General features: G+C 63.2%; 18 protein-coding genes and 1 pseudogene. 11 read left to right on the top strand and 8 right to left on the bottom strand.

Annotated features, from left to right (window positions below):
* Positions 1–859 (top strand): annotated as a pseudogene (locus ACFQ2F_RS07620) (hypothetical protein); the annotation flags it as partial.
* Between the two features lie 18 nt (positions 860–877).
* Positions 878–2,101, top strand: a complete 1,224-nt coding sequence (locus ACFQ2F_RS07615; RefSeq protein ID WP_379088069.1) for a cytochrome P450 — start codon at positions 878–880, stop codon at positions 2,099–2,101.
* A gap of 82 nt (positions 2,102–2,183) precedes the next feature.
* On the opposite strand, the gene ACFQ2F_RS07610 is transcribed toward ACFQ2F_RS07615, so the two are convergent.
* Positions 2,184–2,378 (bottom strand): hypothetical protein, encoded by a 195-nt coding sequence (locus ACFQ2F_RS07610; RefSeq protein ID WP_379088066.1) that lies wholly within the window; start codon positions 2,376–2,378, stop codon positions 2,184–2,186.
* Between the two features lie 207 nt (positions 2,379–2,585).
* Here ACFQ2F_RS07610 and ACFQ2F_RS07605 point away from each other — a divergent pair, with 207 nt between their 5' ends.
* The 7 genes from ACFQ2F_RS07605 (at position 2,586) to ACFQ2F_RS07575 (ending at position 9,873) form a co-directional block, all read left to right on the top strand.
* Complete coding sequence (locus tag ACFQ2F_RS07605) at positions 2,586–3,593, top strand: zinc transporter ZntB (RefSeq protein ID WP_379088064.1); 1,008 nt, start codon at positions 2,586–2,588, stop codon at positions 3,591–3,593.
* 97 nt (positions 3,594–3,690) lie between these two features.
* Complete coding sequence (locus ACFQ2F_RS07600) at positions 3,691–5,193, top strand: mechanosensitive ion channel family protein (RefSeq protein ID WP_379088061.1); 1,503 nt, start codon at positions 3,691–3,693, stop codon at positions 5,191–5,193.
* 100 nt (positions 5,194–5,293) lie between these two features.
* Complete coding sequence (locus ACFQ2F_RS07595; RefSeq protein ID WP_379088058.1) at positions 5,294–5,881, top strand: exopolysaccharide biosynthesis protein; 588 nt, start codon at positions 5,294–5,296, stop codon at positions 5,879–5,881.
* Positions 5,882–6,040: 159 nt separating this feature from the next.
* Complete coding sequence (locus tag ACFQ2F_RS07590) at positions 6,041–6,484, top strand: curlin (RefSeq protein WP_379088055.1); 444 nt, start codon at positions 6,041–6,043, stop codon at positions 6,482–6,484.
* Positions 6,485–6,526: 42 nt separating this feature from the next.
* On the top strand, positions 6,527–6,970 hold the full coding sequence (gene csgH / locus ACFQ2F_RS07585; protein ID WP_379088052.1) for a curli-like amyloid fiber formation chaperone CsgH: 444 nt from the start codon (positions 6,527–6,529) through the stop codon (positions 6,968–6,970).
* Between the two features lie 25 nt (positions 6,971–6,995).
* A complete protein-coding gene (locus ACFQ2F_RS07580) occupies positions 6,996–7,442 on the top strand; it encodes a curlin (protein WP_379088049.1) in 447 nt (148 codons plus the stop codon).
* A 226-nt stretch (positions 7,443–7,668) separates the two neighbouring features.
* Positions 7,669–9,873, top strand: coding sequence for a sensor domain-containing diguanylate cyclase (locus ACFQ2F_RS07575; RefSeq protein ID WP_379088047.1), 2,205 nt, complete (start codon positions 7,669–7,671; stop codon positions 9,871–9,873).
* A 28-nt stretch (positions 9,874–9,901) separates the two neighbouring features.
* On the opposite strand, the gene ACFQ2F_RS07570 is transcribed toward ACFQ2F_RS07575, so the two are convergent.
* Positions 9,902–13,123 carry an efflux RND transporter permease subunit gene (locus ACFQ2F_RS07570; RefSeq protein WP_379088044.1) on the bottom strand — a complete coding sequence of 1,074 codons (3,222 nt, stop codon included), beginning with the start codon at positions 13,121–13,123 and terminating at the stop codon, positions 9,902–9,904.
* 2 nt (positions 13,124–13,125) lie between these two features.
* The gene (locus tag ACFQ2F_RS07565; RefSeq protein WP_379088041.1) at positions 13,126–14,262 is read right to left on the bottom strand and encodes an efflux RND transporter periplasmic adaptor subunit; all 1,137 of its coding nucleotides are present in this window, start codon (positions 14,260–14,262) and stop codon (positions 13,126–13,128) included.
* Between the two features lie 398 nt (positions 14,263–14,660).
* Between ACFQ2F_RS07565 and ACFQ2F_RS07560 the strand changes: the two genes are divergently transcribed.
* Entirely contained in the window at positions 14,661–16,031 is a 1,371-nt protein-coding gene (locus ACFQ2F_RS07560; RefSeq protein WP_379088038.1) for an OprD family outer membrane porin, read from the top strand.
* Positions 16,032–16,046: 15 nt separating this feature from the next.
* Here ACFQ2F_RS07560 and ACFQ2F_RS07555 read toward each other — a convergent pair whose 3' ends face one another.
* The gene (locus tag ACFQ2F_RS07555; RefSeq protein WP_379088035.1) at positions 16,047–17,234 is read right to left on the bottom strand and encodes a mechanosensitive ion channel family protein; all 1,188 of its coding nucleotides are present in this window, start codon (positions 17,232–17,234) and stop codon (positions 16,047–16,049) included.
* A 216-nt stretch (positions 17,235–17,450) separates the two neighbouring features.
* Here ACFQ2F_RS07555 and ACFQ2F_RS07550 point away from each other — a divergent pair, with 216 nt between their 5' ends.
* Positions 17,451–18,077 carry an SGNH/GDSL hydrolase family protein gene (locus tag ACFQ2F_RS07550; protein ID WP_379088032.1) on the top strand — a complete coding sequence of 209 codons (627 nt, stop codon included), beginning with the start codon at positions 17,451–17,453 and terminating at the stop codon, positions 18,075–18,077.
* Positions 18,078–18,089: 12 nt separating this feature from the next.
* Here the strand turns inward: ACFQ2F_RS07550 and ACFQ2F_RS07545 are convergent, their stop codons facing one another.
* The 4 genes from ACFQ2F_RS07545 to ACFQ2F_RS07530 all read right to left on the bottom strand — a co-directional run bounded on the left by ACFQ2F_RS07545 (position 18,090) and on the right by ACFQ2F_RS07530 (position 25,530).
* Positions 18,090–20,486: a tetratricopeptide repeat protein gene (locus tag ACFQ2F_RS07545; protein WP_379088029.1), complete on the bottom strand. Its 2,397-nt coding sequence runs from the start codon at positions 20,484–20,486 to the stop codon at positions 18,090–18,092.
* A 36-nt stretch (positions 20,487–20,522) separates the two neighbouring features.
* Positions 20,523–21,596, bottom strand: a complete 1,074-nt coding sequence (locus tag ACFQ2F_RS07540; RefSeq protein WP_379088026.1) for a hypothetical protein — start codon at positions 21,594–21,596, stop codon at positions 20,523–20,525.
* A 258-nt stretch (positions 21,597–21,854) separates the two neighbouring features.
* Complete coding sequence (locus ACFQ2F_RS07535; protein WP_379088023.1) at positions 21,855–23,672, bottom strand: sulfatase-like hydrolase/transferase; 1,818 nt, start codon at positions 23,670–23,672, stop codon at positions 21,855–21,857.
* A 232-nt stretch (positions 23,673–23,904) separates the two neighbouring features.
* The gene (locus tag ACFQ2F_RS07530) at positions 23,905–25,530 is read right to left on the bottom strand and encodes an arylsulfatase (RefSeq protein ID WP_379088020.1); all 1,626 of its coding nucleotides are present in this window, start codon (positions 25,528–25,530) and stop codon (positions 23,905–23,907) included.
* Between the last annotated feature and the right edge of the window lie 369 nt (positions 25,531–25,899).

Raw genomic sequence — 25,899 nt, 5'->3', positions numbered from 1 at the left:
CCTCGACATCATCCAGGGCGACCACGAGGACGCGCCGGGCCAGCTGGAGCTCAACTGGACCTATGACGACGTCGTGCGCAACGCGGACCGCCTGACCACCTACCGTCAGATCTGCGCCCAGGTCGCTCGCGAGTTCAACCTCATCGCCTGCTTCATGACGAAGCCCTTCATGGGTGTCTCCGCCTCGGGCTGCCACCACAACATCTCTCTGTGGAAGGGCGGCGAGGACGGCGTCAAGCCGCTCGGCCAGAAGGTCCGCGCCGGCCAGGACGAGGTCTTCACCTATCGCTCCGGCGGCGACAACACCTTCATGCCCGAAGGCGACGACAGCCAGATGCCCGGCCAGATCGGCCAGTACGCCATCGGCGGCATCACCAAGCATCTCGATGCGCTGACGGCCATCGGCTGCTCCACCGTGAACTCATACCGGCGTCTGTGGGACACCGGCTTCTGGGCGCCGGTCTTCAAGGACTGGGGCTTCCAGAACCGCACCACGGGTCTGCGCATCTCCGCACCCGGCCGGTTCGAGTTCCGCTCCGTGGACTCCATGGTGAACCCGTATCTGATGGGCGCCGGTCTCCTGCAGGCCATGGATGACGGCCTGGACGACGAGATCCCCTGCGGCAAGCCGGAGGAGCGCAACATCTACGCCGCCATCGAGGAAGGCAAGAAGGTGGAGAAGCTCCCCATGTCCCTCGGCGACGCCCTCGAGGCGCTGGCCAAGGACGACGTCGTCAAATCCGCCATGCCCGGCGAGATGTACCGCCTCTACGACGAGTACAAGCGCGACGAGTGGGAACGCTTCATGCACACCACAACAAACTGGGACCTCGAGACCTATCTCGACTACCTGCCATAGCAACGCGGAGAAGCAACAATGGAAAATGCGGTACGGCTAGAAGACGCTCCGTTCGTAGACATCGCCGACCCCACCATCTCCATCCGTGGGAGTCAGGTAAAGGAGGCGCGCGACCAAAGCTGGTTCGCGCGCACCCCCTACGGCATCGCGGTGCTGAAATATAACCACGTGCGCAAGCTGCTCCTCCACAAGGGCTTGCGCCAGGGCAGCCACGCCTGGCCCGGCCACAATGAGGTAGAAGGCATCTTCGCCGACTGGTGGTCGCGCAGCATCCTCGCCCTGGAAGGCGAGGATCACTCCCGCCTGCGCAAGCTGGTGAACCCCGCATTCTCACCGCGGGTGATCCAGGGCTTGCTTCCGAAGTTCCACGAGATCGCGGACGAGCTGACCAAGGAGTTCATCGATAAGGGCGAATGTGACTTCATGGCGGACTTCGCCAATCCGTACGCCTCTCAAGTGCTCTGCCACGTGCTTGGCCTGCCAAGGGAAGAGGCCGAGCACGTGCTGAACCTTTCGGCCGATATGGGTCTGGCCCTCGGTGTGGACTTCAAGAAGCATGAGGATCGCATCAACAAGGCCACGGAGGGCATGTACGCCTATGCCGACGAGATCGTGGCACGCCGCCGCCAGCAGAAGGGCGGCGACGATTTCATGTCGAACCTCGTGGCAGCGACCGAGGACAACGACCGTCTGACCGACGACGAGCTGCGGGACATGATCCTCATGCTGGTCTTCGCCGGAATCGATACCACCCGGAACCAGCTCGGACTCGGCATCTCCATGTTCCTGGATCACCCTGACCAATGGGCGCTTCTGGGCGACAACCCCGATCTCGCCCCCAATGCGGTCGAGGAATGCCTCCGGATCCGCCCGACCATCACCTGGGTCACTCGCGAAGCCTGGGACGATTTCGAGTACGAAGGCCTCACGATCAAGAAGGGCACCACCCTTCACATGATCTCCGAGTCCGCCGGCACCGATCCGGAGATCTTCGATCCCGTCGGTTTCGACATCACCAACGAGGATCGGGCGCGCAATTTCGGCTTCGGCGGTGGCGTTCACCACTGCCTGGGCCACGCCATCGCGCGGTCCGACATGACGGTGGCCTTCAAGAAGCTGCCCCAGCAGATGCGCAACATCCGCAAGAACGGCGAAGGGCATTTCCTGCCCGATAGCGGCAACACGGGACCGATCTCCCTGCCCATCGCCTTCGATCCGGAGAAGATTGCAGCCGCTGCCTAAGGCCTTTCCGGCCCCTTTCGGGCATCAAGATCGACCGCTCGACGCCTCCCTGCCCTGACCGGCTGCAGAGGCGTCGTCGTTTTCACCGGTCTTGAGGCTCGTGTTCCTTGATCTTGAGCTTGCCGACCGTCAGTTCGTCCACCTCCAAGGACCGGAAATGGGCCCGCCCGACGGCAAGCCGCCCGATAGCCAGCGCCCCGATCGCTAAGGCGCCGACAGCGAGCGCGCCCACGGCAAGCGCACCGACCGAAACGGGACCGGCCGGGCCGGAGCGCACAACGACATCCCTCTCTGGAGAGGGGCGGACAGAACGCTTGCTGGACATCTCTTCGGGGACCTTTCACGCCGAGCGGCGAACCAATGGAAGACCGGAAGGAGCATAGGCCAGTCCGTGGCCACCCGCACGCGACGGGAGTCGTGATGGCCGGCCATCCATGGCAAGATTGGCGGAACGAAAGTGACCCCCTGCAACCGATGAGGTGACATGGCCAGCAGCTCCCTTCCCGGCGTCATCGCGGAAAGCGACAACGGTCTCGTCTTCGCCTGCGTGCTGGACGGCAAGGGCGGCGCCAAGCGCATCGGCTGGGAGGCCCTGGACAGTTGGAGCGCCGAAGACGGCCCTCTTTGGGTTCATCTCGACAGCGCCGCCGAAGCCACCCATCGCTGGTTGGAGGAAACGGCGGGTTTGAGCGAGCTCAGCCGCCGTGTGCTCCTGGAAGAGGAGACGAGGCCCCGCGTGCTCACGACCGACGACGGGTTGCTTGCGATCCTGCGCGCCGTGAACCTCAACGCCGGCGCTGACCCCGACGACATGGTGGCCCTGCGCATGTGCGTCACGGCAAAGCGCCTCATCACCATCCGCTACCGCCCGGTAATGACGCCACGGGACATGCTCTCCGATCTCGTCGACAAGCGGATGGGCGCCGAGAGCGTGCCTGAGCTCTTCGTACGCCTCACCGAACGGCTGACGGAGCGCATGAACACCGTGGTCGTGGAGCTCGACGAAACCCTGGATGAGGTTGAGGAGCATCTGGAGGAGCGCGACTATGGCGCTCTCCGCGGCCAGATCACCGAAGCCCGGCAGACCGCCGTGGGCATGCGCCGCTATATCGGCCCCCAGCGCGATGCGCTGGCCCGAATTCACATCGAACGGCCGGGTTGGCTGAACCAGCATCTGGAGATCCTGCTCCGGGAATCCGCCGACAAGCTGCAGCGCTATATCGAAGATCTCGATGCTGCCCGCGACCGGGCCATCGTGATCCGCGACGAGATCTCCAACCGCCTCGCCGAAGGCATGAACCACCGCATGTACGCACTATCCTTGATCGCCGGGATCTTCCTGCCGCTCGGATTCGTGACGGGGCTCCTGGGTGTCAATGTGGGCGGCATCCCCGGCGTGCAGAACACCATGGGGTTCTGGATCACCTGCGCGCTTCTGGTGATCGTCCTGATCGGCGAGGTCTATCTGTTCAGAAAACTCAAATGGTTTTGATCGCCGGACCAGCGCCGCAAAACCATCTCGACTTTGCGTGGATCGATTTTGAGCTAGAATGATGCGCATGGACAACCAAGCGAAAAGGCTCTGCTAAGTGAGCCGCTTGCTTCTCGCCGAACTTCTTCTTGCCCAAGGGTCCACCCCCGGCCCGCGGACCGAAGGCGCTATCGGCACTGCTCCGTCTCCCCCTCCGGCGGCTCCTTCGCCACCCCCCGAGCCATCGGGTCCGTCCGAGCTGGAATCCGTCTCCGAAAGCCTCGACGAAACCGTCGATGCGGCCATGTCATGGACCGAGCGGGCCATCGATTTCGTCCGAACCCACGTCCTGACCTGGGGCGTCGTCATGGAGCTTCTGGTCGTGGCGCTGGCCGCAAGCGCGGCCTATGGGCTGGCGCACCCCGCCAAGCGGCTCCTGGCCAGGCTTTGGCCCGAGCCGGATGCATCGAGCTACCAGACCCTGATCGAGCTTCGAAAGGTCATCTTCAATCTGGTGGTGCCGCTGATCGCCGTCATACTGCTCTGGTTCGGTGCATCGGTGCTCGGCCAGTTCGGCTTCGAACGGGTGATCCTGACTGCCGTGGCGAGCCTGCTGAACGCCTGGATCCTGATCCGCCTGTTCTCCACCCTGGTGCCCGACCCGTTCTGGTCGAAGACGTTCGCCACCGTGGCGTGGATCATCGCCGCCCTCAATATCCTGCAGCTGCTCGACCCGACCGTCGCTTTCCTGGACAGCGTGGCCCTGCGCATGGGCGCCATGCGCCTTTCGCTCTATCTCGTGCTGAAAGGGGTCCTGTTCGCAGCCCTGCTGATCTGGATCGCCAGCGTCGTGGCCGGCGTGCTCAACACCCGCATCCGCAGGACCAGCGCCTTCACGCCGTCGGTGCGCACCCTGATCGGTCAGAGCATCCGCCTGGCGCTGCTGTTCGGCGCCATCATGATCGCGCTGAGCGCCGTGGGCGTCGACCTCACCGCCCTCACCGTCCTGTTCGGCGGCATCGGCGTGGGCATCGGCTTCGGCCTGCAATCGGTCTTCAGCAACCTTGTCGCAGGCATCATTCTGCTCTCAGAACGGAGCATCAAGGTCGGCGACTTCATCGAGCTCTCCGACACGGTGCGTGGCAGCGTCCGCGAGATCACCATCCGCAGCACCCTGGTCACCACCAACGACAATATCGACATCCTGGTCCCGAACTCCGAGTTCATCTCGAAGCAGATGGTGAACTGGACCCACCGGGACGCTTTCCGCCGCATGCGCATCCCCTTCGGCGTCGCCTACGGCACCGACAAGGAGCTGGTGCGTAAGGCGGGGCTCGAAGCGGCCGAAGAGGTCCACCACACTCTGCTCGGCGTGAAGGGACGCGAGCCCCAGGTCTGGCTCGTGGGCTTCGGCGACAGTGCCCTCGATTTCGAGCTTGTTGTCTGGCTCGATCCGGAATCGGTGCAGCGCCCGGCGGCCGTCAACGCCGCCTATTGCTGGGCTATCGAGACCTCGCTCTCCAAATACAATATCGAGATTCCCTTCCCGCAGCGCGACCTGCATATCCGCTCCGGCCACCTCCCCATCGTTCAGGAGACGGGCGAGCCGGACGCCAGCTAGTCCAGTGTTCGAAAAGCGTCACGGAACACTGGCATAGGCCCGGTGTTTGGGTTGCATGGCCGAAGGCGCGATGAATCAAGAGAACAAAGGGTCTGACCCGTTGGGTCCTGTTGCATCCATCCTCGATCAGCTCGAGGAGCGCGCCAGCGCCTGCGAGAACGTCACCATCGGCGACATGATGGATGCACTCGGCAATCGCAGCTACGGGCCGTTCCTGATGATCCCGGCCCTGCTCGGCATCACGCCCGTCGGCGGCATCCCGGGCGTTCCGACCTTCCTGGCTATCATCATCATCCTCTTCGCCGTCCAGATCATGTTAGGCCTCGACCATCTCTGGATCCCGCAGTTCCTGCAGAAGCGGAAGGTGCCGGCCGATAAGATGAAACAATCCCTGGACAAGATGCGCCCCTGGGCGGAACGCCTGGACCGCTGGTTCCGCGGCCGTCTGGACAGGCTGACCGACGAGCCCTTCGTCCAGATCGCCGCCGGCGCCTGCGTGCTGCTGGCCCTTGCCATCCCGCCACTGGAGCTTCTGCCCTTCGCTGTCGCCCTCCCCGCCCTGGCCATTGCCATGTTCGGATTGGCCCTGCTCGTGAGCGACGGAATCCTGATGCTGGTGGCAAGCGCTGTCACCGGGCTGGCGGTCGCCGGCGGTCTCGGCTTTGTCGGGCCAAACTGGATCTGGTGACAACCAACTGAAAACGCTTGTAAATAGGCCCCCGCAAGAGGCCTCGAAAGCCTGAACCCCGCCTGAACACCCCATTCAAAACCGGTTCAAGCCCGAACCTCTAAAACTCCTCCTCACAAGCGGCGATGACCCCGCCGCGGAAAATCTGGAGGACGAGAGATGAAAATTCGCACCCTTTTGATCGCAGGCACCGCCGCAGTTTCCATGACGCTCGGCGCAGGCCTCACCCCCGCACAGGCCGGCGGTTCGTCGTTCTTCGTCGAGCAGCGCGGCGGCTTCAACGAGTTCGGCGGCAGCCAGTACGGCCACCGCAACCGCATGACCCTGCACCAGAACGGCTGGGGCAACACGTCCCTGCACAATCAGCAGGGCCGGAAGAACCGCGCCGTCGTCGGCCAGCAGGGCCGTGGCCACTTCGCCGACAGCTACCAGCGCGGCAGCCGCAACATCACCGGCATCGCCCAGTTCGGCGCTCACCAGCGCGCCACCACCACTCAGCGCGGCCGTGGCAATGCGCTTGCCGTCATCCAGGGCGGACGCGGCAATCACGCCAATGTCGTCCAGTCGGGTCGGGGCAACGTCACCGTCATCGTTCAGGACTGACCCCAGACCCGACCGTTCCACTCTAAAGAAGGAGACATCATCATGATCCGCATCCTGGCCCCCCTCTCCGTGGCGCTCATTCCCCTGAGCATGGTGTGGGCGGCGAGCGGCTCTGCCGCTCCCGCCGGCGCCCCGACCATGGAGCTTCCCCTGCAAAAGCCGGCGATGCCCGTCGGCTATGCCCCCAGCCACAGCTGCGAGATTCGCGTGAACGAAAGCTGGGGCACCGTGAACCTGGAAGGCTTCGCCTATGCCGACCATCATGCCAACGGCTCCTACGAGCTGAAGGTCCGCCAAGGCAGCGGCTCCCAGATCATCCAGGGCGGCGAGTTCAGCGCCTATCCGGGTGGGAGCGAGCCCCTGAGCACCGTGGCGATCGGCGGATCCGGCGACTACAGCGCCGTCCTCACCGTCCGCTGGGCGGATGGCAGCGAGCCCTGCACCAAGAGCATCGGCACCGGCGGCTGGCTGCCGAGCTTCCTCTAAGCGAACCGTTTCAGGGAGAAGACCAATGACACGCAAGACACGCATCAAGACCTTCAAGACCACCATGGCCGCCCTGGTGATCGGTGCCTGCAGCCTAGGCGTCCCGGCCACGGCATCGGCCGGCGGGACTATCAGCTTCGGCATCACACCCAGCGGCGACACGGCCCGCATGATCTCAACCGGCCTGCAGATCTATTCCATGGTGGAGGATCACAAGAATGGCTCCAAGGGCCGCAAGAAGAACAACGCCCATGTCGACCAGAAGGGCAAGCGCAACGCGGCCGCCATCGGCCAGAGCGGACGCCGCAATAACGGCTTCGTCGTCCAGCGTGGCGACGACCACAGCGCCACCCTCGATCAGCGGGGCCGCAACAACACCCTCGGCGTCTTTCAGTTCGGCCGCGGCGCGACCTTCGACGGCCGCCAGAACGGCTATGGCCGGAACGCCATCGTCTTTCAGGGCGGCTGGTAAGGATGTCCGGCCTGACAAAACCTCCTGGAGACGCGATCAAGCGCTCCAGGAGGTTTCAACAGATTGTTTTTAAATAGATTTCCCCAATTGTCCCATTTGGCGGGATGAACCGGTAACGTTTGCGAGCCATACTGCGGGCAACCCTGACACTAACCGTAAGAGCCTTGCAGGCGCTGCCTCGGCCGAACTCTGATCCTTGGATCGGCACGCAGGGCGACCGGATACGATGGCTGAATTTCTGGAATCCCAGCTCGACTTCATCTTCTTTTTCTACGGGCTCGCCTTCATTCTGCTGGGCGCGGTGTCCTTTGCCATTCGCCGAACCGACGATCATCTCGCCTGGGTGATGCTCGGCACATTCGGTCTCGTCCACGGCGCGTCCGAATGGCTGGATCTCACAGCTCTGATCCTGGGGGATTCCCCCAACTTCGCCTGGTTCCGAACCGCGGTGATGGTTGGGTCCTACATTTTCCTCGGCGAGTTCGCCCGGCTGGTGGCGGCCGAAACCGGCTTCAAGGTCCCGGGACGCTGGATCTATCCTGTTCTCCTCGTCCCCGTCGTCCTCGGCGGATGGGCCGAAGGCAATCCCGAGGCCAATGCCTTGGGCCGCTACTTTATTGGCTTCCCGTCCGCCATGGCGACCGCCTTCGTATTCGCCTATCACGCCCATCGCCTGGGCGGGCGGGACTCCAGGCTCGCCATCGGCGCCGCGATCGGCTTTGCGCTTTACGCCATCGCCGCTGGTTTGATCGTGCCTGAGGCCCCCATATGGCCCGCGACCATTCTGCACTATGGCTGGTTCATTGATCTCACCGGCATGCCCATCCAGCTGATCCGGGGCCTTTTGGCGTGCTGGATGTCCTTCGCCATCTGGTCGATATGGGGCCAGAAACTGATCGAGCAGATGGCCTCAAGCGGCTACACCAAGCATCTTTATCGGCTCTACGTCGTCACCCTGGTCTCGATGGCCGCCATCCTCGTCTCGGGTTGGGTCCTAACCCAATACCTCGGCGGCATCTACAAGCAGAACATCGAAACGGAATCCGAAGGCCACGTCGCACTGGTCAAGAGCCACCTTGCACGCGAGCTGGAAATGCTGGACGCCATGACAGTCTCGCTTGCCGGCTCCCCAACCATCGAAAGCCTGCTTTCCAAAGACGGGCGAACAGGCCTGGAAGAGGCCAACGAGGTTCTGAAGCTGGATGTCAAGGCAGCCGGCGCCATCTTCGGCCTGGTGATGGACTCTACCGGGCGCGTCATCGCGAGCGCGACGGGAATTGCCAGCAATGACACAGCGCCCGAGATCATGGTCTCGCCCATGGTCAGCCGCGCCCTGCTCGGCCAGCCTGTTCACCAGCTGATCTATAGCGGGGACCGGGACGAAACTCGCTACAGCGTCAGCAGTCCGGTTCGGAACGATACGGGCGAGATCCTGGGGACCGTCGTCATGGAGAAATCCCTGGATCGGTTTTCCAGGGACCTGGCCGGCATTGAGATGCCCTTCGTGCTGACCGATCAGAACGGCATCGTCACCCTCTCCAATCGCTCCGAACTGCTCCTGAAGCCTCTCTGGCCCGTGACGCCTAGAGCCGAAGATGCGGCGCGCGCCCGCTACGGATCTCTTAGCCTGCCGCCCATATTGAAGACTGAGATCACGGATGACAGATGGCAGGATCTCCTTGGAGCGCGGACCTTTGTCCAGATCGAACCGGCGGGCCATAGCGGCTGGTCGATCGTCACCCTGACAACCGCACGCGGCATCTTTGCTAGCCGCGTTCTGGGCATCGTGATCACGCTGATGACCACCGCCACCGCCCTCGTTTATCTGGCCGGCCGCGAGCGCCGCATCCACGACCGGCTGCAGATGGACCGGCAGATGGAGCTCGAAGCCCTGGCCAAGGATCTCTCCCAGCAGGCGAGCACCGATGCTCTGACCGGGCTCAGCAACCGCCTCAGCTTCGACCGGCGGCTGCTGCTGGAGATCGCCCGCGCCGACCGCTACGACACGCCGCTTTCGCTCATCTTATTCGATATCGACCGCTTCAAGCGGGTCAACGACCAGTATGGCCATCAGGTAGGCGACGAGGTTCTGATCGAACTCGCCGAGGTCATCTCCGACCGGCTGCGCAAGACTGACTTCCTGGCCCGCTGGGGCGGCGAGGAGTTCGCCGTTATCGTCCCCCATGGGGAGACGACGTCCGCGGCCAACCTGGCCGAGACGCTCCGCCAGGCGGTGAAGAGTCAGCCCTTCTCGACTGTCGACGAGGTTACCTGCAGCTTCGGCATCGCCGAACTCGAGATGGGCGACAAGCCTGCAGATCTTCTCGCCCGCGCCGATGCAGCCCTTTATGAGGCTAAGCTGAACGGGCGCGACCGCGTGGAAACGGCGCCGAAGAAGCACAACGGCTCCGGGCTTCATCGGGTCGCGTAAGTCCTAGGGAAAGGCTCGCCGGGAGGGGCTACGCCGCCTTCTTCTTCACCGGCGTGACATTCTCTTCGCGCGGCGCTTCCTCAGGCTCGTCGAGCTGATAGCCCACCAGCCGCATGACGCCGAGCGTGAGCGCCGGCAGGAAGGTGAGCGTGACGACTGCCGTTCCCAAGATGCCGAACAGCACGATGGCGCCGACCCCCCGATAAAGCTCCGTGCCGGCACCTGGAATGAACACCAACGGTGCCAGACCGCAGATCGTAGTAACCGTGGACATGGCGATCGGGCGCAGCCGCGACGACACCGCTTCCATCACCGCCTCCTTCGCGCCGAAGCCTTCCTCACGCACGTTGTAAAGCGCCCGGTCCACGATCAGGATCGGGTTGTTCACCACCGTGCCCATGAGGATCAGGAAGCCCAGCATCGTGATCATGTCGAACGGCTGGATAAGCGGCTCCATACCGAGCATGGGCAAGAGGCCGCCCACCCAGTTCATCAGGGCAAGCCCTACGATGCCGCCGGCCACGCCCAGCGGAATGGTCGTCATGATCAGGAGCGGATAGCCCCAATGGGTGAAGATCGCCACGAGCAGCAGATAGATGATGGCAATGGCGACGACGTAGTTGCCGAGCAGCGCCTCCCGGGTTGCGTTCAGCTCGTCGCTGGCGCCCGAGATCGTCATGGTGACCCCCTGGGGCACCTCGCCACTGGTCTTCAGATAATCGACGAGCTCGGAGCGCACCCGCGCCACGCCCGTCTCCAGCGCGACGTTATCCGGCGGGATGATATTGAGGGTCACGGTCCGCCGCCCATCGATGCGCCGGATGGTGCTGGTGTCCACCGTCTCGCGGATGTCGGCGACCGCCGAAAGCGGCACGGCGGTCCCTTGGGGCGTGTAGACCGGCATCATGCCGACATTGTCCAAATTCGTCTCGACCCCGTTCCGGCTGTAGAAATAGATGTCGATTTTCTCATCGTCCCGGAAGAACTCGCCCACATAGGCGCCATCGGTGAAGGCGGCGACCGTGAAGCCCAGATCGTCGGCCGTCATACCAAGCTCCGCCGCCCGCTCCCATTTCGGCCGCACCTCGATCAAGGGCTGGGAGAGGGTGAGCGTCGGCGGATCGGCCTGGATGCGCGGCCCGTCGAAAATCTCGTTCGCCCGGGCGTAAGCGGCGGATGCCGTCGCGTAGACCTCCTGCAGGCGGCGGCCCGAGATATCGAGACTGACGCTCCGTGTGCCGCCGTCATTGCTGGTGATGATCGAGCCCCGGGAGACGAAGGCCCGCATGCCCGCGTAGCTTTGGTATTTCTCCGTCGTGATATCCATGAGCGCGCCGATATCGCCAGGATCCACCGTTTCGGCGATGATCCGCAAACCATCCGCCTCGATCATCAGGAAGAAGTATTTGAGCGCCGGCACCGGCGCGGCGCCCTCCTGGAAGTTTGCCGGATCCGCATCGACGAACGGCAGAAGCCAGTCCTGCAGCTCCGTGCCGATCTCGCTCATGGTCTCCAGATTGTAGCCCGGCGGCGCGTTCATCCGGGCGAACATCTTCGGTTCCTCGCCCTCGGGCAGATATTCCGCCGGCGGCGTGAGAAACACGATGACGGCCGCGCTCGCCCCGGCCACGCCGACAATGCAGATGAAGCGGCGCAAGGTCGTTGCCGTCAGCCACCCGACCGCTCGCACGATCGAGCCGTTGCTCATGGCGACCTCGGCCGAAAGCTCCGCGCCCTTGGGCTTTAGATCGAGATAGGCCGCCGCCGTCGGCACCACCAGGATGGCGACCAGCATGGAAGCGAGGATCGAGGCGGAGACCGCAACAGCGATGTCCGAATAGAGCTGCCCCGCCTCTTCCTGAATGAAGACGATGGGGATGAAGACCAGCACCGTCGTCAGGGTCGAGGCGAGCACCGCCGGCCAGACCTGGCGCACGCCGGTCACGGCAGCCTTCAGCCGATCGAGCCCGCGCCGCCTGGCAAGATCGATGCTCTCCAGAACGACGATCGAATTGTCCAGCGTCATGCCGATGGCGAAGGCCACGCCGGCAAGCGAGATAACGTTGATGGTGCGCCCCGCCACCAGCAGGCCCAAGAAGGCCGCGATGGTACAGATGGGAATGCCGATCACGCCCACCACGGTCGCCTTGGCCGAGCGCAGAAAGAGATACATCACCAGGGTCGCCAACACCGCACCGATGGCGAGGTTGGTCCAGACATTGGCGATGGAGGCTTCCACGTAAGTGACGTCGTCCGCCGTCTTCTCCAGGATCATACCCGCGGGCTCTAGGATCTCCCGGTTGATCGGGCCCACCTCCGCCATCACGGCGTCCTTGATGGCGATCACGTTGGAGCCGGCCTCCCGCCGCACGGACAGGAAGATGATCGGCCGCTCGTTCACGTAACCTTGCTGGTAGATCTCGAAATGATCGAGCTTCACCTCGGCCACGTCGCTCAGCCGCGTGATGGTCCCGCCACGCCGCGCGATGATGAGTTCTTCCAGCGCTTGCGGATCGTCGAACCGGCCGATGGTGCGCAGCAGATAACGCCGCTTGCCGCTCTCAATCTCACCGCCCGAGGTGTCCCGGTTCCGGTTGCGGACGGACTCGCGCACCTCGGCCATGGTAAGCCCGCGCTCGGCAAGCGCTGCGGAATCGAACAGGATCTGGATCTGTTTCTCCGCCCCGCCGCCGACGCTGACCCGGCTGACATCCTTCACGCTCTCAAGCCGCGGGCGGACATTGTCGTCCACGAAGTCCCGCATCATGTCCATGTCGAGCTCGCGCGGATTGCCCGGCAGAGGCGAGACCCGGAAATACATGAAGGAGTTCGCGCTAAAGGAACTGGCGAAGATGCGCGGCTGGTCCACATTCTCCGGATAGGAGGGGACCTGGCTCAGAGCATTGTTGATGCGGATCATCGTCTCGTTGAGATCGATGTTGAACGGAAACTCCAGCTCGATCTCGGCGCTGCCGCTAGAGGACCGCGAGATCAGCCGCTCCAAGCTGGGGATCGAGCGCAGATACTCCTCCTGCTCGATCAGGATCTCTTTTTCGATGTCCTGAGGCGTGGCGCCCGGCCAGCGGGTCTGCACCGTGATGGTACGGACCTCCAGATCCGGGATCATCTGAATGGGAATCTTGAACGCGCCGACGATGCCCAGCACGCAGACGATCAGCGTGGCGACGGCGACCAGGGTGCCGTGCCTGGCGACGCTTGCGAAGAAGCCGGCCGGCCCGTCGTCTTTCATGATTAGCTCGCGAGCCGGACGGATTGTCCGTCGCGCAGGGATTCATTGCCGCGCACGACCACCCGCTGCCCAGCCTTCAGGCCGGACCGGATCTGCACCAGATTATCGAAGGCGAGCCCGATCTCCACGCGCTGCTCCTTCACCTTGGTCTCCCCGTCTTTCTCCTCGAGCACCCAGACGGTTACGCGCCCATCCGGGTAACGGATCAGCGCGTCCCGGCTGACGACTACATCTTCCTGACCGGTGTTGAGACGCACGATGACCTGGGCGGACATGCCCGGCGCGATGGGCAGGCTCTTGCGCAAGGGCAGCACCCGCAAGGTGAAGGTCCGCGCATCGGGATCGCTCACCGGGATCAGAGCGCCGATCTCAGCGGGGACCGTCTCGCCCGGCAGCGCATCGAATTTCAGGGCGACATCGGTCCCCTTCTGAAGCTGCGCGAAATAATCCTGAGGCACGGGCAGGTCGATGCGGAATTTGTCCATGGCGACCAGCTCGAAGGCGGCCGTGCCCGGTTCCACCCATTGACCGACTTCGGCCATGCGCTCCGAGATCACCCCGTCGAACGGCGCGTGCAGTTCGTGGCGTTCCAGAATGGCCGCGCGGCGTTTCTGCTCGGCCTTGGCAGCCTCCAGCGCGGCCTGGTCGATATCGACCTCCGCCTCGCGGGCCTCCTTCTCGTTCTTCGGCCCGTAGTTCCGCTCGGCCAGAGTCTCTGCGATCTTCAACCGGCGCTTAGCGTCCTTCACTTCTGCCGCGGCCCGCTTGGTCTGGGCTTCTGCCTGGGCGTAAGCCGCTTCTTGCAGCTCCGCATCCAGCTTGAGCAGCACATCGCCCTGCTTCACCCGAGCGCCGCTGTCGTAGTGGATCTCGCTGACCAGCCCTTCCACCGAGGTGGAAATCTGGGAAGCCTGGGGCGTCGAGACCGTCCCGGAAATCTCCAGCTGCTTGACCACAGGGGCCATCCGCGCCGTCTCCGTCTCCACCGGCGGAGCGGAGGATTGCGCGACGGCGGGCGAAGCAAGCGAAAGGGGACCCATAGCAAGGACAACCAGCGCCAGGACAACCGTGGCGAAGAGGCCGGAAAGGAAAACTCTGTGCATGGTGCTGTGCAGCGCGGCAGACTTGTTGGTTCTCATGAACTCTCAGCTCGAACTCTCGGCCAAGCGAGACCGATCTTCCGGGCTCGCACCCAGACGGGCGGGCTCGAGCGCTTTTCTTGTAACTTCCTGCGGCGGCTCTAAAGCCTAGAACCAGAAGCCTTCTGGTCAAGCGCTAAGTCTAGCAGATGGAGGGCGGCCCTGACGTGACAGTCCGGTAAGGTTTTGAAGGACTTCGCTTGCATGGCGCGCTGCGCGGGCCCTACCCTTCGCCGGCTCGGATTCGCTTTGTCTTTGCGTGGAATAATCGAGCGCGATTCGTGTGATGGGGGGGGACACGGCGCGCCATGTTGGGACGCGGATTTTTCGCGCAAAATGGGGGCGGATGGACCGCCCTTCTCTTGGCATTTGCGTGCCTCGCAGCGCCGCTTCACGCCATGGCAGCGGATCCTGCTGGGCTTGCGCCGATTCAGCTGGACGACGATCCCGACAGGGTTCCGAGCGCGGTCGGCGATATCAACACGCCATTCTCCAGATCCGACGATCAGCCCGAAGCCCTTCCGAGCGGTCCTCGCCAGCCCGATTCTCCTACACCCGCCGACGACACGGTGTGGCCGCCGGAATTGAAGGAGAGCCTGCAGTCGACCAATCCCTTCTTCCGCGACACGACCTTGAAGCTCTACATGCGGAGCTTCTACTTCGATGGCGAGGAGAACGGCGACATTCCCCAGAAGGCGTGGGCCGCCGGCGGCGCACTCTGGTACCAGTCGGGCTATCTCAACGACCGATTCCAGGTCGGCGCTGCCGTCGCTACATCTCAGCCCCTCTACGCCCCCGCCGGCGAAGGCGGCACGGGCGTCCTCACCAACGATCAGGGTGAAATCACCACGCCGCTGCTCGCCTATGGCCGCGTTCGAGGCCTCGGCCAAGAGGTCACGATCGGCCGCCAGGCGCTGCATCTTCCTTACGTGAACATGCAGGACAACCGCATGATCCCCATCACTTTCGAAGGGGTGACGGTGACGCGCTCAGGTGTCAGCGATACGGCGCCCAACTACATCAGCGGGTATCTGTGGCGCTACAAGACCCAATCGAGCCGGACATTCGATCCGATGTCCGAGGGGCTGGGCGTCGCTGAGGATCGAGGCATGGCCCTGAACGGCGTACTGATCACGCCGCGGGACGGTCTCACCATGGGCGTTCTGAACTATTACGTGCCCGATACCCTGACGACCACCTATGGCGAGGTCGACTGGCTTTTCCCGGAGATGCAGACCGGTCTCCAGTACCGCACCAGCGTGAACTACACCGATCAGCGCAGCGTCGGTGCCGATCTCATTCCGGGTGGCCCCTATGACACCAACCAGGTCTCGTTTCGCGCCGCCGCCAGTTTGAACGGCTTCACTCTCACGGCCGCCGCATCCTTCAATGGCGACGGCGCCCCGATCCAGAGCCCGTATGGCAGCTTCACGGTCTACACGGATTTCGACCAATCCGACTGGGAACGGGCTGGCGAGCAGGCTTGGGCAATCTTCGCGGCCTACGATTTCTCGAAGCGCGTTCCGGGTTTGAAGATGCAGGTCAGCTACGGCCAGGGCCGCGAGGCGATCGATCCCCTCAATGGCGCACCTCTGCCCGATATCGACGAGATCGACTTCAACATCGACTATCAGCCCCAATCGGGACCGCTTCAGAACCTGCGCTTCCAGCTCCTCTACTCCGTGGAGGACATCCTGCTGGACGGGCCCGCGGACGCCGAAGCCCCGCAGCTTCGCACCGTCGTTACCTATGTGGTGCCGCTGCTCTAGGTCTTCCGGGATCGCTCAGTCGGCGGCGTGGAGCGCGGGCGCGTCCTGCTTCGCGCCGTCCCCGGCGCCATCGCCGGCGCGCTCCCCGAACCCGTTCGATCCCTCCCGGCGCCTCGCCTCGCCTCGGTCGAGCTCGGCACGGGTCCGAGGCAAGGATTGCGGATATTTCTCCTGCAGCCAGGCGATCATCGCCTCGCGCACATCGCAGCGCAGATCGAAGGTCCTGGGCGCATCCCTGGAGCTCACCAGGAAGCGCAGCTCCATGGTGTTCTCGCGGAAATCCGTGACCTGGAGATTGACCACCTTGCCGTCCCAGATCGGCGAGTTGCGGGCCACCTCTTCCAGCTTGGCGCGCACCTCGTCCACCGGCACCGTGAAGTCCGTATAGAGATAGACCGTGCCGATCAGCGAAGCGTTCTCCCGGGTCCAGTTCTGGAACGGCGTCTCGATGAAATAGGAGAGCGGCACGATCATCCGCCGCCAGTCCCACAGCCGCACCACGACGTAGGACGAGGTGATCTCCTCCACATTGCCCCACTCCCCTTCCACCAGCAGCGCATCGTCGATGCGGATGGGCTGGGTAATGGCGAGTTGGAACCCGGCGATCAGGTTCTTCAACATAGGCTGAAAGGCGAGGCCGACCACCAGCGACGCCGCACCGGCCGAGGCCAGCAAGCTGACGCCGTATTGCCGGATGCCATCGAAGGTCATCATCGCAGCGCCGATGGTGACGATGACGATGAGGATATTGGCGATGCGCTGCAGGATGTGGAACTGGGTCACATGCTTGCGCGCCAGAAGATTGTCTTCCGAATCGAGCTTGAAGCGGCGGAGATAGAGGACGATCCAGATATGCAGCGCCGTGCTGACGAACCACCCGGCGAGGCAGATGAGCCCCACCACCATCAGCTGCCAGATGAAGTCGCTTTGCTTCCAGTTCAACGGCGCGATGCCGACCACGACGCCGATGCCCATCATGATGAAGGCGAGACGCGAGGGTGCCTTGGTCCGAGAGACCAGAGACCGTCTGAAGAGATCCTGTCCCTGCACCAGCCGCTCCACGAAGTTGAAGACGACCTTGTGCAGCCATATGGCGGCGGTGACCGCGAAGGTGAGAAGCAAGAGGCTCGTGGCCCAGTCCGGCCACCAGTTCATCTTGGAGTCGATATAGGACAGAAAGGTCTTCAGGCTCTCCAAAGGCATCTCCAGTCTGTCGTTGACGGACAAGCGATGATGCAAAGCATAACGCTATTTCGCATATGCGAACACATTTCGCAGATGCGAAGTGTAAATCTGTCGCAAGTGCAAAATCGCGGAGCTCTGCGCTTTTTGGAAACTCCAGACTCGAAATCTTAAGCGCCACGGGGTTTTCTGGAAGCAATCGACCTCGAATTGCACCCAAAGACCGGCGAGCGGCCCATGAAGACGATTCTCTGCTTCGGCGATTCCATCACCTGGGGCTACAACCCGAAGGACGCCACCAGGCTGCCGCCCGAGCATCGCTGGCCCAACATCCTGAGCGAGGCGTTGGGGCCGGATGTTGAGGTCATCGCCGAAGGGCTAAACGGCCGGACCCTGGCCGTGGAGGATCCGCTCCGCCCCGACCGCGGCGGGCTCGCCAAGCTCCCCTTCCTGCTGGAATCCCACGCGCCGCTCGATACCGTGATCATCATGCTGGGCACCAACGATTGCGCGCCTTGTTACAAGCTCACCATCGGTGAGATCGCGCTCGCCTGTGCGCGGCTGATCATGACCGTGAAGCAAAGCCTGGCCGGGCCCGGCGGAACCGCACCGGCGACCTTGCTCATCTCGCCGCCCCATATGGGCGAGCTGGAGCCGACCATCGGCCTCTTCTACAATGGCGGGCAGACGCTCTGCACGGAACTCGCCGAGGCCTATCGTATGGTCGCGACTTCTCTCGGCACCGCCTATCTGGACGCGGCGCCGGTCGCCAGTCCGGACGAGCCCGACGGCGTCCATCTCGGCCCCGACGGTCAGCGCAAGCTGGCGCTCGCCGTGAAGGACGTCATCGCGCCCCTGCTCTAGCCGGCCCGGAACCTACCGCGCCCGCGCCCGCAAGGCCTGGATCAGGGTCTGCAGCTCCTGATTGTCCGGCTCGATCTGGGAGAGCGCTTCCGCATAGGCCAGCGCCTTGTCCATCTGACCCGTTTCGCTTGCGAAGTTGAGCAGCATCATCAGCGTCTCCCGATCATGGGGATGCCGCTCCAGGCTTTCTTCCAGAACCTGCATGGCCTCCCGGGGCCGGCCCATGGAGTTCAGTCCAACCGCATAGACATAGGCAAAGCGCGGCCGGTCCGGAGAAAGCTCGGCCGCCTTCTTCAGAGCCTCCAGCGCCTCCCCCTGCTGCTTCAAACGCACCAGGGTCAAGCCGAGCGCATGATAGAGCGCGCCCTCCTCCGGCGCCGCCGCGATGGCTTCGCGCAGAACTTCCGCGCCCTTCTCATCCTGCCCTTTTCGGCGATAGAGATCGGCGAGATTGACCGCCGCCGTGCCGTAAGCCGGGTTCAGCTTGAGCGCGGCCCTGTAGCCTTGCTCTGCCTCGTCGAGCTTGCCCTGGCGTAGATAGAAATCCGCCAGGCGCCCGCGGGACTCCGGCCGGTCCGCATTGAGCTTCTGCACGGCGACGAACTCGTCTTGCGCGCTCTTCAGCGTCTCCTTCTGGCGCCGGGACAGCGCGTCGAGCGGCGCGCCGGTCAGAAGCTCCCCGGCCCGCATGCGCACGCTGCGGACAGGATCATCGAGCAGCGGCGAGAGAACGGGCCAGGCCTGATCGGGCGGCAGAGTGCTCAAACTCTCCAGCGCCCCCAGCCGCACGATGGGATCGGGATCGGTGAGGGCGCCCTGCGCGGCCTGGAACGTCTCCTCGGTCAGCGGCGGCGGCAGCGCGGCAAGCGCGCTGCCCCGCACGAAGGCAGGCAAGCTGCCGTCCTTCGCGATCCCGGCGAGCGCGTCCTTTGCGCCCGGCTTGCCCTGCCACACATCGTGGAAGGCCGCACCGTAGCTCCAGCCTTTGCGTTCCGGACCGAACCACTCTTCGATCGGCGACGCGCCCCATTTCGGCGACTTGTCCTGATGGCAATCGTTGCAGGCATTGGTGGTGCCGAGCGCCTCGGATAGATCCGGGCGCGGAATGCGGAAGCTGTGATCGTGGCGCTCGTCGATCACCATGAAGGTATGGGCCGGCATGTGGCAGGAGATGCAATCCGGCCGCTCCGAGGCCGCCACCTCTTGATGATGGGTATGGCTGTTGCTGGCGAGGTCCGCCGAATGGCATTGCAGGCAGACGGCCTCACCCTTTGCCCGAAGGCGACCGCTATGAGGCTCGTGGCAATCGCTGCAGGTCACGCCCGCGGCGAACATCTTGCTCTGCTTGAACGAGCCGTGATTGAACACCTCGCCTTCCATCTGCCCGTCCGCCTGGAAGACGCCCTCGGAGATAAGGTTCACCAGATGGGTGTCGGAGAGCGGTTGGCCAGGCTCCCAATCCTCGGAGATCTGGGAGCGCAAAGCGTGGCAGCGACCGCAGGTCTCCACCTCCACTCGCAAGGGCTTCGGCGGCTTGCTCCGTACCGGTAGCCCGGTCTCCGGATCCTGATGCCAACTCACGCCGTCCCGCTCATCAAAGAGCGCCATCAATCCCTTCTTGGGATCGTCCTGATCGCCGTCTCCTTCCGCCCAAGCGACATGGGCCGAGCCCTTGCCGTGGCAAGCCTCGCAGCCAACGCTGATCTCTTTCCAGCTCGTGGCGAAGCGGTCGGTCTTCGGGTCATAATTCTTCTTCACGCCGGTCGAGTGGCACTCGGCGCACATGAAATTCCAGTTCTGCTCCAGATTCGTCCAATGGAGCTGATCGCCGTGGTCGATCTCCTCGTCCGGATAGAGATGAAACCAGCGCTGGCCGCCTTGGTCCTCAGGCCGGCTGTCCCAGGCGAGCGGCAGGGCCTGGATGCGCCCGTCGGGAAATGCCACGAGATATTGCTGCAAAGGCTCAAGCCCGAATGTGTATTTCACCTCGAACGTGTCGAGCTTGCCGTCCCGACCGTCGGTCTCGACGAAAAACTTGCCGTCCTTTTTGAAGAACCGGGATGTCGTGCCGAAATAGTCCAACGTCGCGCCGTCGAAATCGCCAAGCACCGTCGCATCCGTCGCGTGGTCCATGGCATGGGCATGCTGGGACGGTCCCCAGGCGGTCCCTGCCGCTTCATGACACCCGGCGCAGGTTTCCGTGCCGACGAAATGCAATGCTTCCGAAGCATGCTCAGGAGAGTTTGGCGGGCTGGCGAAGACCGCCGCCTGCCAGCTCGACAGCGACCCAATGATCAGAAGGAAGAGGCCGAGAGCGGCCAGGGCGAGCGGATGGAGAAAAAGCTTCGCCGGCCGGCCGGGCTTCCGCGATCCCGCATCCTCGCTACGGCCTGGCAGAGGCAGGCGCATCACAAATCACCTGCGCAAAGGCCGCCAGCGCAAGGGTCACCAGCGGAAAGCGATCTCCGCAATCGGCCCGTGCAGCACCACGTCCACGCCCCGGCTACCGCCGAAATCCGTATCGTCGTAAAGCAGTCCCAAAGCGCGATAGCCGAAGGAGCTCGTGGTGTCGAAGCCAAACAGGGTCCCTTCCCGGTCATATGTAAGCTGCACCTGCCAGCTTAGATTACGATCGGCATTGAAGCCGCCGATATCGCCCATGAAGGTGACCGCTTCGCCTTCCTTGAACTCGTGGGTTACCCGAGTCGCGATCACCGGATCGACCCATTGCATCACATCAGTCGTTGCGAATGCGTAATTCCCGTTCGCACCGCCGCCATTAGCCAGAACCAATTGGCGTTGAAGCAGCGCAAGGCGGAAATCCTGCACCGCTTCGATGGCCGCCAGCGCTTGGCCGCGCCGGTCGACGCGATTCAGCCGCTTTTCCAGCCGTGACGCACGGCGCTGCGCATCCTCCGAGGACGCCCGCGAAATCCGCCGGTCCAACAGCTTGTCCCGCAAGGCGTTCAGCTGGGCCAGAGCCTGGGTCCGCTCCTGCCGGTTCTCGATCCGGTTGATCGTGGTTTCGATCCTGTCGAGCCGGTTTGCCAGGTTGCTGCGCGCCGAAATATCGAACGATAGCCCTATCTGCGCCTCTTGGCGGACCCAGCGCGCACCGGCACCGACGGAGATCGACGTGTCGCCGTAGGCGGACGGCAGATCGTAAAGCTCGTAGAGGGCGCCACCCTGATAGATGCCAAGCCGGTAATCGAGGGAGGCGGCCGCATCGGCGCGAACGGTGACGTCGTAAGGCAGATCGATATCCCGCACCACGTCGCCATCGAAACCGAAATCCGCATAGAGGATATCGCCGTAGAAGGTGAAGCGGTCCTTGCGGGCCTCGAACGTCGTGGTCAGGCCGAATTTGGCCGCATCGATCAGGTCCACCGGCGTGATGTAGAGATCGGCCTTAAGATCGTTCGCCGTCACGTCGCCCTGGACCCAAAGCGCCCACGCATACGAGCCGATCTCATACTCCCAGCCTTGAGCGCCTTCGATCGTGGCGCTTTCGGCGCGCACGCTGCCAGCAGATAGAAACGGCAAAAGCGCCAGGCAAAACGAGAGTGCGCAAACTCTCCAAATCATCCGAATCCCCCCGGTCGATCCACATCCGGATCAATTGCTGCAAAGCATAAAGGGAGCGCGTGGTTTCGCGCTCCCTTTACCGCCTGCCCTGAGCAGGAATTCAGACTGTCTGTGTTCGCGACGCCACAGTTCGCAAGCGCCGCTACACGCGAGACGCGCGAACCTCGCGCGCCGCGCCGAGAGAAGAACCGGCTACTTGGTCTTCAGCTTCCGCTCCTCGTTCTCCTTCCACTCCTCCAGGGTCATCTTCGCGTCTTCCTTGACCTCCGGAATCATGTCGTACATGGGCGGATTGTTGGACAGGAAGCTGGTGGAGAATTTCGGCGGATATTTCTCAAGCTCCAGCATGTAGTCGCCCAGCGCATAGCCCACCGGCACCGTCAGCGGCAGATGCCGCACGCCGATGCTCACATCCTCTTTGGGGTTGGTGTAGAGGTTCACCATCACGGCGCCGCCCGTGTCGGTCGTGACCGGTCCGGAGAAGCCGCCCGTATAGCCGCGCTTGAAGAACCCGTCCTCGAGCTCCGCGGTGATCGTGACCTTGAACTCGTCCACCCGCACCGCCGAGAGATACTGGTTCAGCGTGTAGATGCGAGCCTTCCGCGCCGACTGACCGTCCTTAGCCAGCAGGAACCCGGTCTGGTCCACGCCGTCCACATAGCGCTTGCTAGGAACGTATTTCGCCAGCTCCTTGCCAGGCGCGCCGGCGATGCCGATCAGCGTATTGAAGATATCCGCCTGATCGAACAGACCTTCTGAACGCCGCGGCGCGATCATGTCCTTCCAATAGACGAACATGGGCGCACGCACGCCGCCTTCCCAGCTCGACCCCTTGCAGCCGCGGAACGGCGTCTGACCGTGCGGCGGGATCTCACATTCCGGTCCATTATCCGAGGTCAGCATGATGATCGTATTCTCAAGCTGTCCGGTCTCTTCCAGCTTGCCGATGATGCGCTTGAACACGTCGTCCATGTGGACCATGCAGTCGCTATAGACGGTGCGCGCACGGCTCGCGCCAGCCCACTTCTTGTTCGGATAGTTGTCGAAATGGCAGCCCCGGGTCGCGTGATAGAGGAAGAACGGCTTGTCGCTGTCCTTCTGCTCCTCGATGAAATCGGTGCTGACCTTGGTCCAGACCTCGTCGAGCTCCTTGATGTAATCGAGATCGATGAGCTTTACGTCTTCGCACTTGTCCTTGTCCGACGGGCTGCAATTCACATCGTAGTGGCTGAAGCCCTTTTCCTGCATCATCTTGAAGCGGTCCGGGCTCAGCGCGATTTCCGGATTGAAATACATATCGCGCCACTCGGTGTACATGTCCGACACGCCGAGGAAGCCGCGGTAGTTGTCGTAGCCGACATTCTGAGGCAGCGAGCCCTTGTTCTCGCCCATATGCCACTTGCCGACACCTTGGGTGGTGTAGCCGAGCTTCTTCAGGACCTCCGGCAGGGTGACGGCGCCATCGAGACCGCCGGGCTCGCCATACATCGGCGGCCGCAGCAGACCGTGATGCAACGGGATCTGACCGGTGTGGATCGTCGCCCGGCTCGGCGAGCACGACGGCGTCGAATAGGCCGACGTCAGCACCAGCCCTTCGGCGGCCATCGCATCCATGTTCGGCGTGGGGTGGCCGACGGCGATGCCGCCGCCATTGAAGCCCGGATCCATCCAGCCGACATCGTCCAGCAGGAAGACCAGGAAGTTCGGCTTCTTGCCGCCGTTCTTCTCGATGAACTTTGAGAGCTTGTCCGCCGCCTCCTTGTCCTGCTCCGTATGCTCGATCACGCCGTACATGTTCGGCGCCGGCTTCACGGTGTTCAGGTGGATGTACTGGTCGGGGTGATTGTAGCCCGGCGCATCGGTCGGGCCCGTGGTGGCGCCGCGAATATTGGTGCCGGATTCCTCGAGAGTATCCGCGGCAGCGGTTTCACTCACCTGCGCCAGCGCGCTGATGCTGCCCGCACAGAGCAGCGAAACGGCTGTCGCAGCAGCCAGGTAAAATCTCGTCATGAGCCTCCCTCCGAAGCAAAAGGGCAATATCGAAGAGAGGCTGAACAGCTTGATGACGAAGACGCCGCCCTATCGAATCGCGTTCGAATATCGGCGGCATTATTGCAGGCTGCATATTGACTTCAACTGAGACGCGAAGCGCATTGGAAACGAGGCGTTAAAATAAAGAAGCGGCCGCCCCAGTAAGCGAGGACGGCCGCTGGCGAACACGCTCAAAGGGACGGCGGACCGGCTATCGGCCGCTGGCCGCGTTTTCGATCTGCTTCTGCACCTTCTCCAGGTTGAACGAACCCGGCGTCTGGCTGGGCGGATAGTCCTCCATCGTCTGGATAAACCGGGTGGCTATGGCTTGGAGCGGTACGACCACGAACGCTCTCTGCAGGAACCAGTCGTGGTAGGTGTTCGAATTGTGCTGCGCTCTCTCGAACGGATCGCGCCGCAAATTGAACAGCAGCGGAACCCGCAGCTCCACGAAGGGCTCCCGCCATAGCTGCAACGTCTGAGCGCGCTGCTCCTGGAAGACCGCCTTCCAGTCGTCGTAGCGCATGGCAACCACCGCACCGTCGTCATTCACGTAGACCATCTCGTGCCGGGGCGATTCCTCCACCGCGCCGGTGAAGTAGTCCAGCATGTTGGCGCCGTCGATGTAGTTCCGGTAGGTGCGCCCCTCTAGCTCGACGCCTTCGAGAAGCTTCGACCTCATCTCGGGGTCGCCCGCGATTGCGGCGAAGGTCGGCAGCATATCCTCGTGGCCGACGATGCCGTTGAGGGTCTTGTCCGCCGGGAAGTGCCCGGGCCAGCGGAAGAAGGTCGGGACACGATAGGCGCCTTCCCAGTTGGAGTTTTTCTCCGAGCGGAACATCGTGGTGCCGCCATCCGGCCAGCCATTGTAATGGGGGCCATTGTCGGTGGAGTACATGACCACCGTATTGTCGGCGACACCGAGCTCATCGAGCAGATCGAGCAACTCGCCGACATGCATGTCATGCTCCACCATGCCGTCGTGATACTCGTTGCCGCTCGGCCCCGAGATTCCCGTGTGCTCGTCCTTGACGTGGGTATAGAGATGCATGCGGGTGCCGTTCCACCAGACGAAGAAAGGCTCGCCGTCGCTGACGGCCTGCTTGATGAAATCCCTCGCCGCGGCGACGGTCTCATCGTCGATGGTCTCCATCCGCTTTCGCGTCAGCGCCCCGGTATCTTCGCATTCCTGCTTGCCCCAGGCGCCGAAACGGGGATCGTCCTCTCTCGTCGAGACCTCTTCGGTCGCGACGCATTTCAGCACGCCGCGGGGACCGAACTTCGCTCTAAACTTGGGATCCTTGGGATAGTCGCGGTGCTCGGGCTCTTCTTCCGCATTCAGGTGGTAGAGATTGCCGAAGAAGACATCGAAGCCGTGCACCGTCGGCAGATGCTCGTTGCGGTCGCCCTGATGGTTCTTGCCAAACTGGCCGGTCGAATAGCCGAGGCTTTTCATGACCGTCGCGATCGTGACGTCGGAGTCCTGCCAGCCCTCCTTGGCGCCCGGCAGCCCCACCTTCGTCATGCCGGTGCGCACGGGCACGTTGCCGCCGAGGAAGGCAGCCCGCCCCGCGGTGCAGGATTGCTGAGCGTAATAGTCGGTGAAGGACAGGCCTTCCGCGGCGATGCGATCGATATTGGGCGTCTGATAGCCCATCATGCCGCGATTGTTGTGGCTGACGTTCCAGGTACCGATATCGTCGCCCCAGATGACGAGGACATTCGGCTTTTCCGTATTCTCCGAGGTCTCCGTCTCCTCCGGGCTCTGAGACCACGCTGGGCTGGAGACGACGAGAGCGGCCGATAGAAAGACGGCCGAGAAGGCTGCTACTTTCATTTTTTCCTCCTTAGATCACAACGGCCTCCGTCCCCATCTGCGCAGTCTTTGACTGCGGACGTTTTGTGTTGGCGCCAGCTTCAATCGCCCGTGGCCCGATGGCGCGCAGTGATGTTCGGGTTTCGAGCGGCCAGACCCATTGCAATAACGGCTTTCGCGACACTCGGTCTGCCGGTCCGGGCAAAGGTCAGACTTGCAACCAGGCTATCACCCTGGGTCGTCGGATGCGCCTAAATTCGAACCTTGTACGAATTCTGGTCCATGGCTGGCGCAGGGGCACGCCCCCGTCGCACGCCGGGCGCTCCATAAAAAAACGGCCGCCCTCGAATAAGAGGACGGCCGCAGGGAGACTGAAAAAGTCAGAACGCT

Origin of the sequence: Methyloligella solikamskensis (genome assembly GCF_042676065.1) — a bacterium.
Lineage (GTDB): Bacteria > Pseudomonadota > Alphaproteobacteria > Rhizobiales > Methyloligellaceae > Methyloligella > Methyloligella solikamskensis.
The sequence above is the reverse complement of the archived record's forward strand: the minus strand, read 5'-3'. Positions and strand labels throughout refer to the sequence as shown.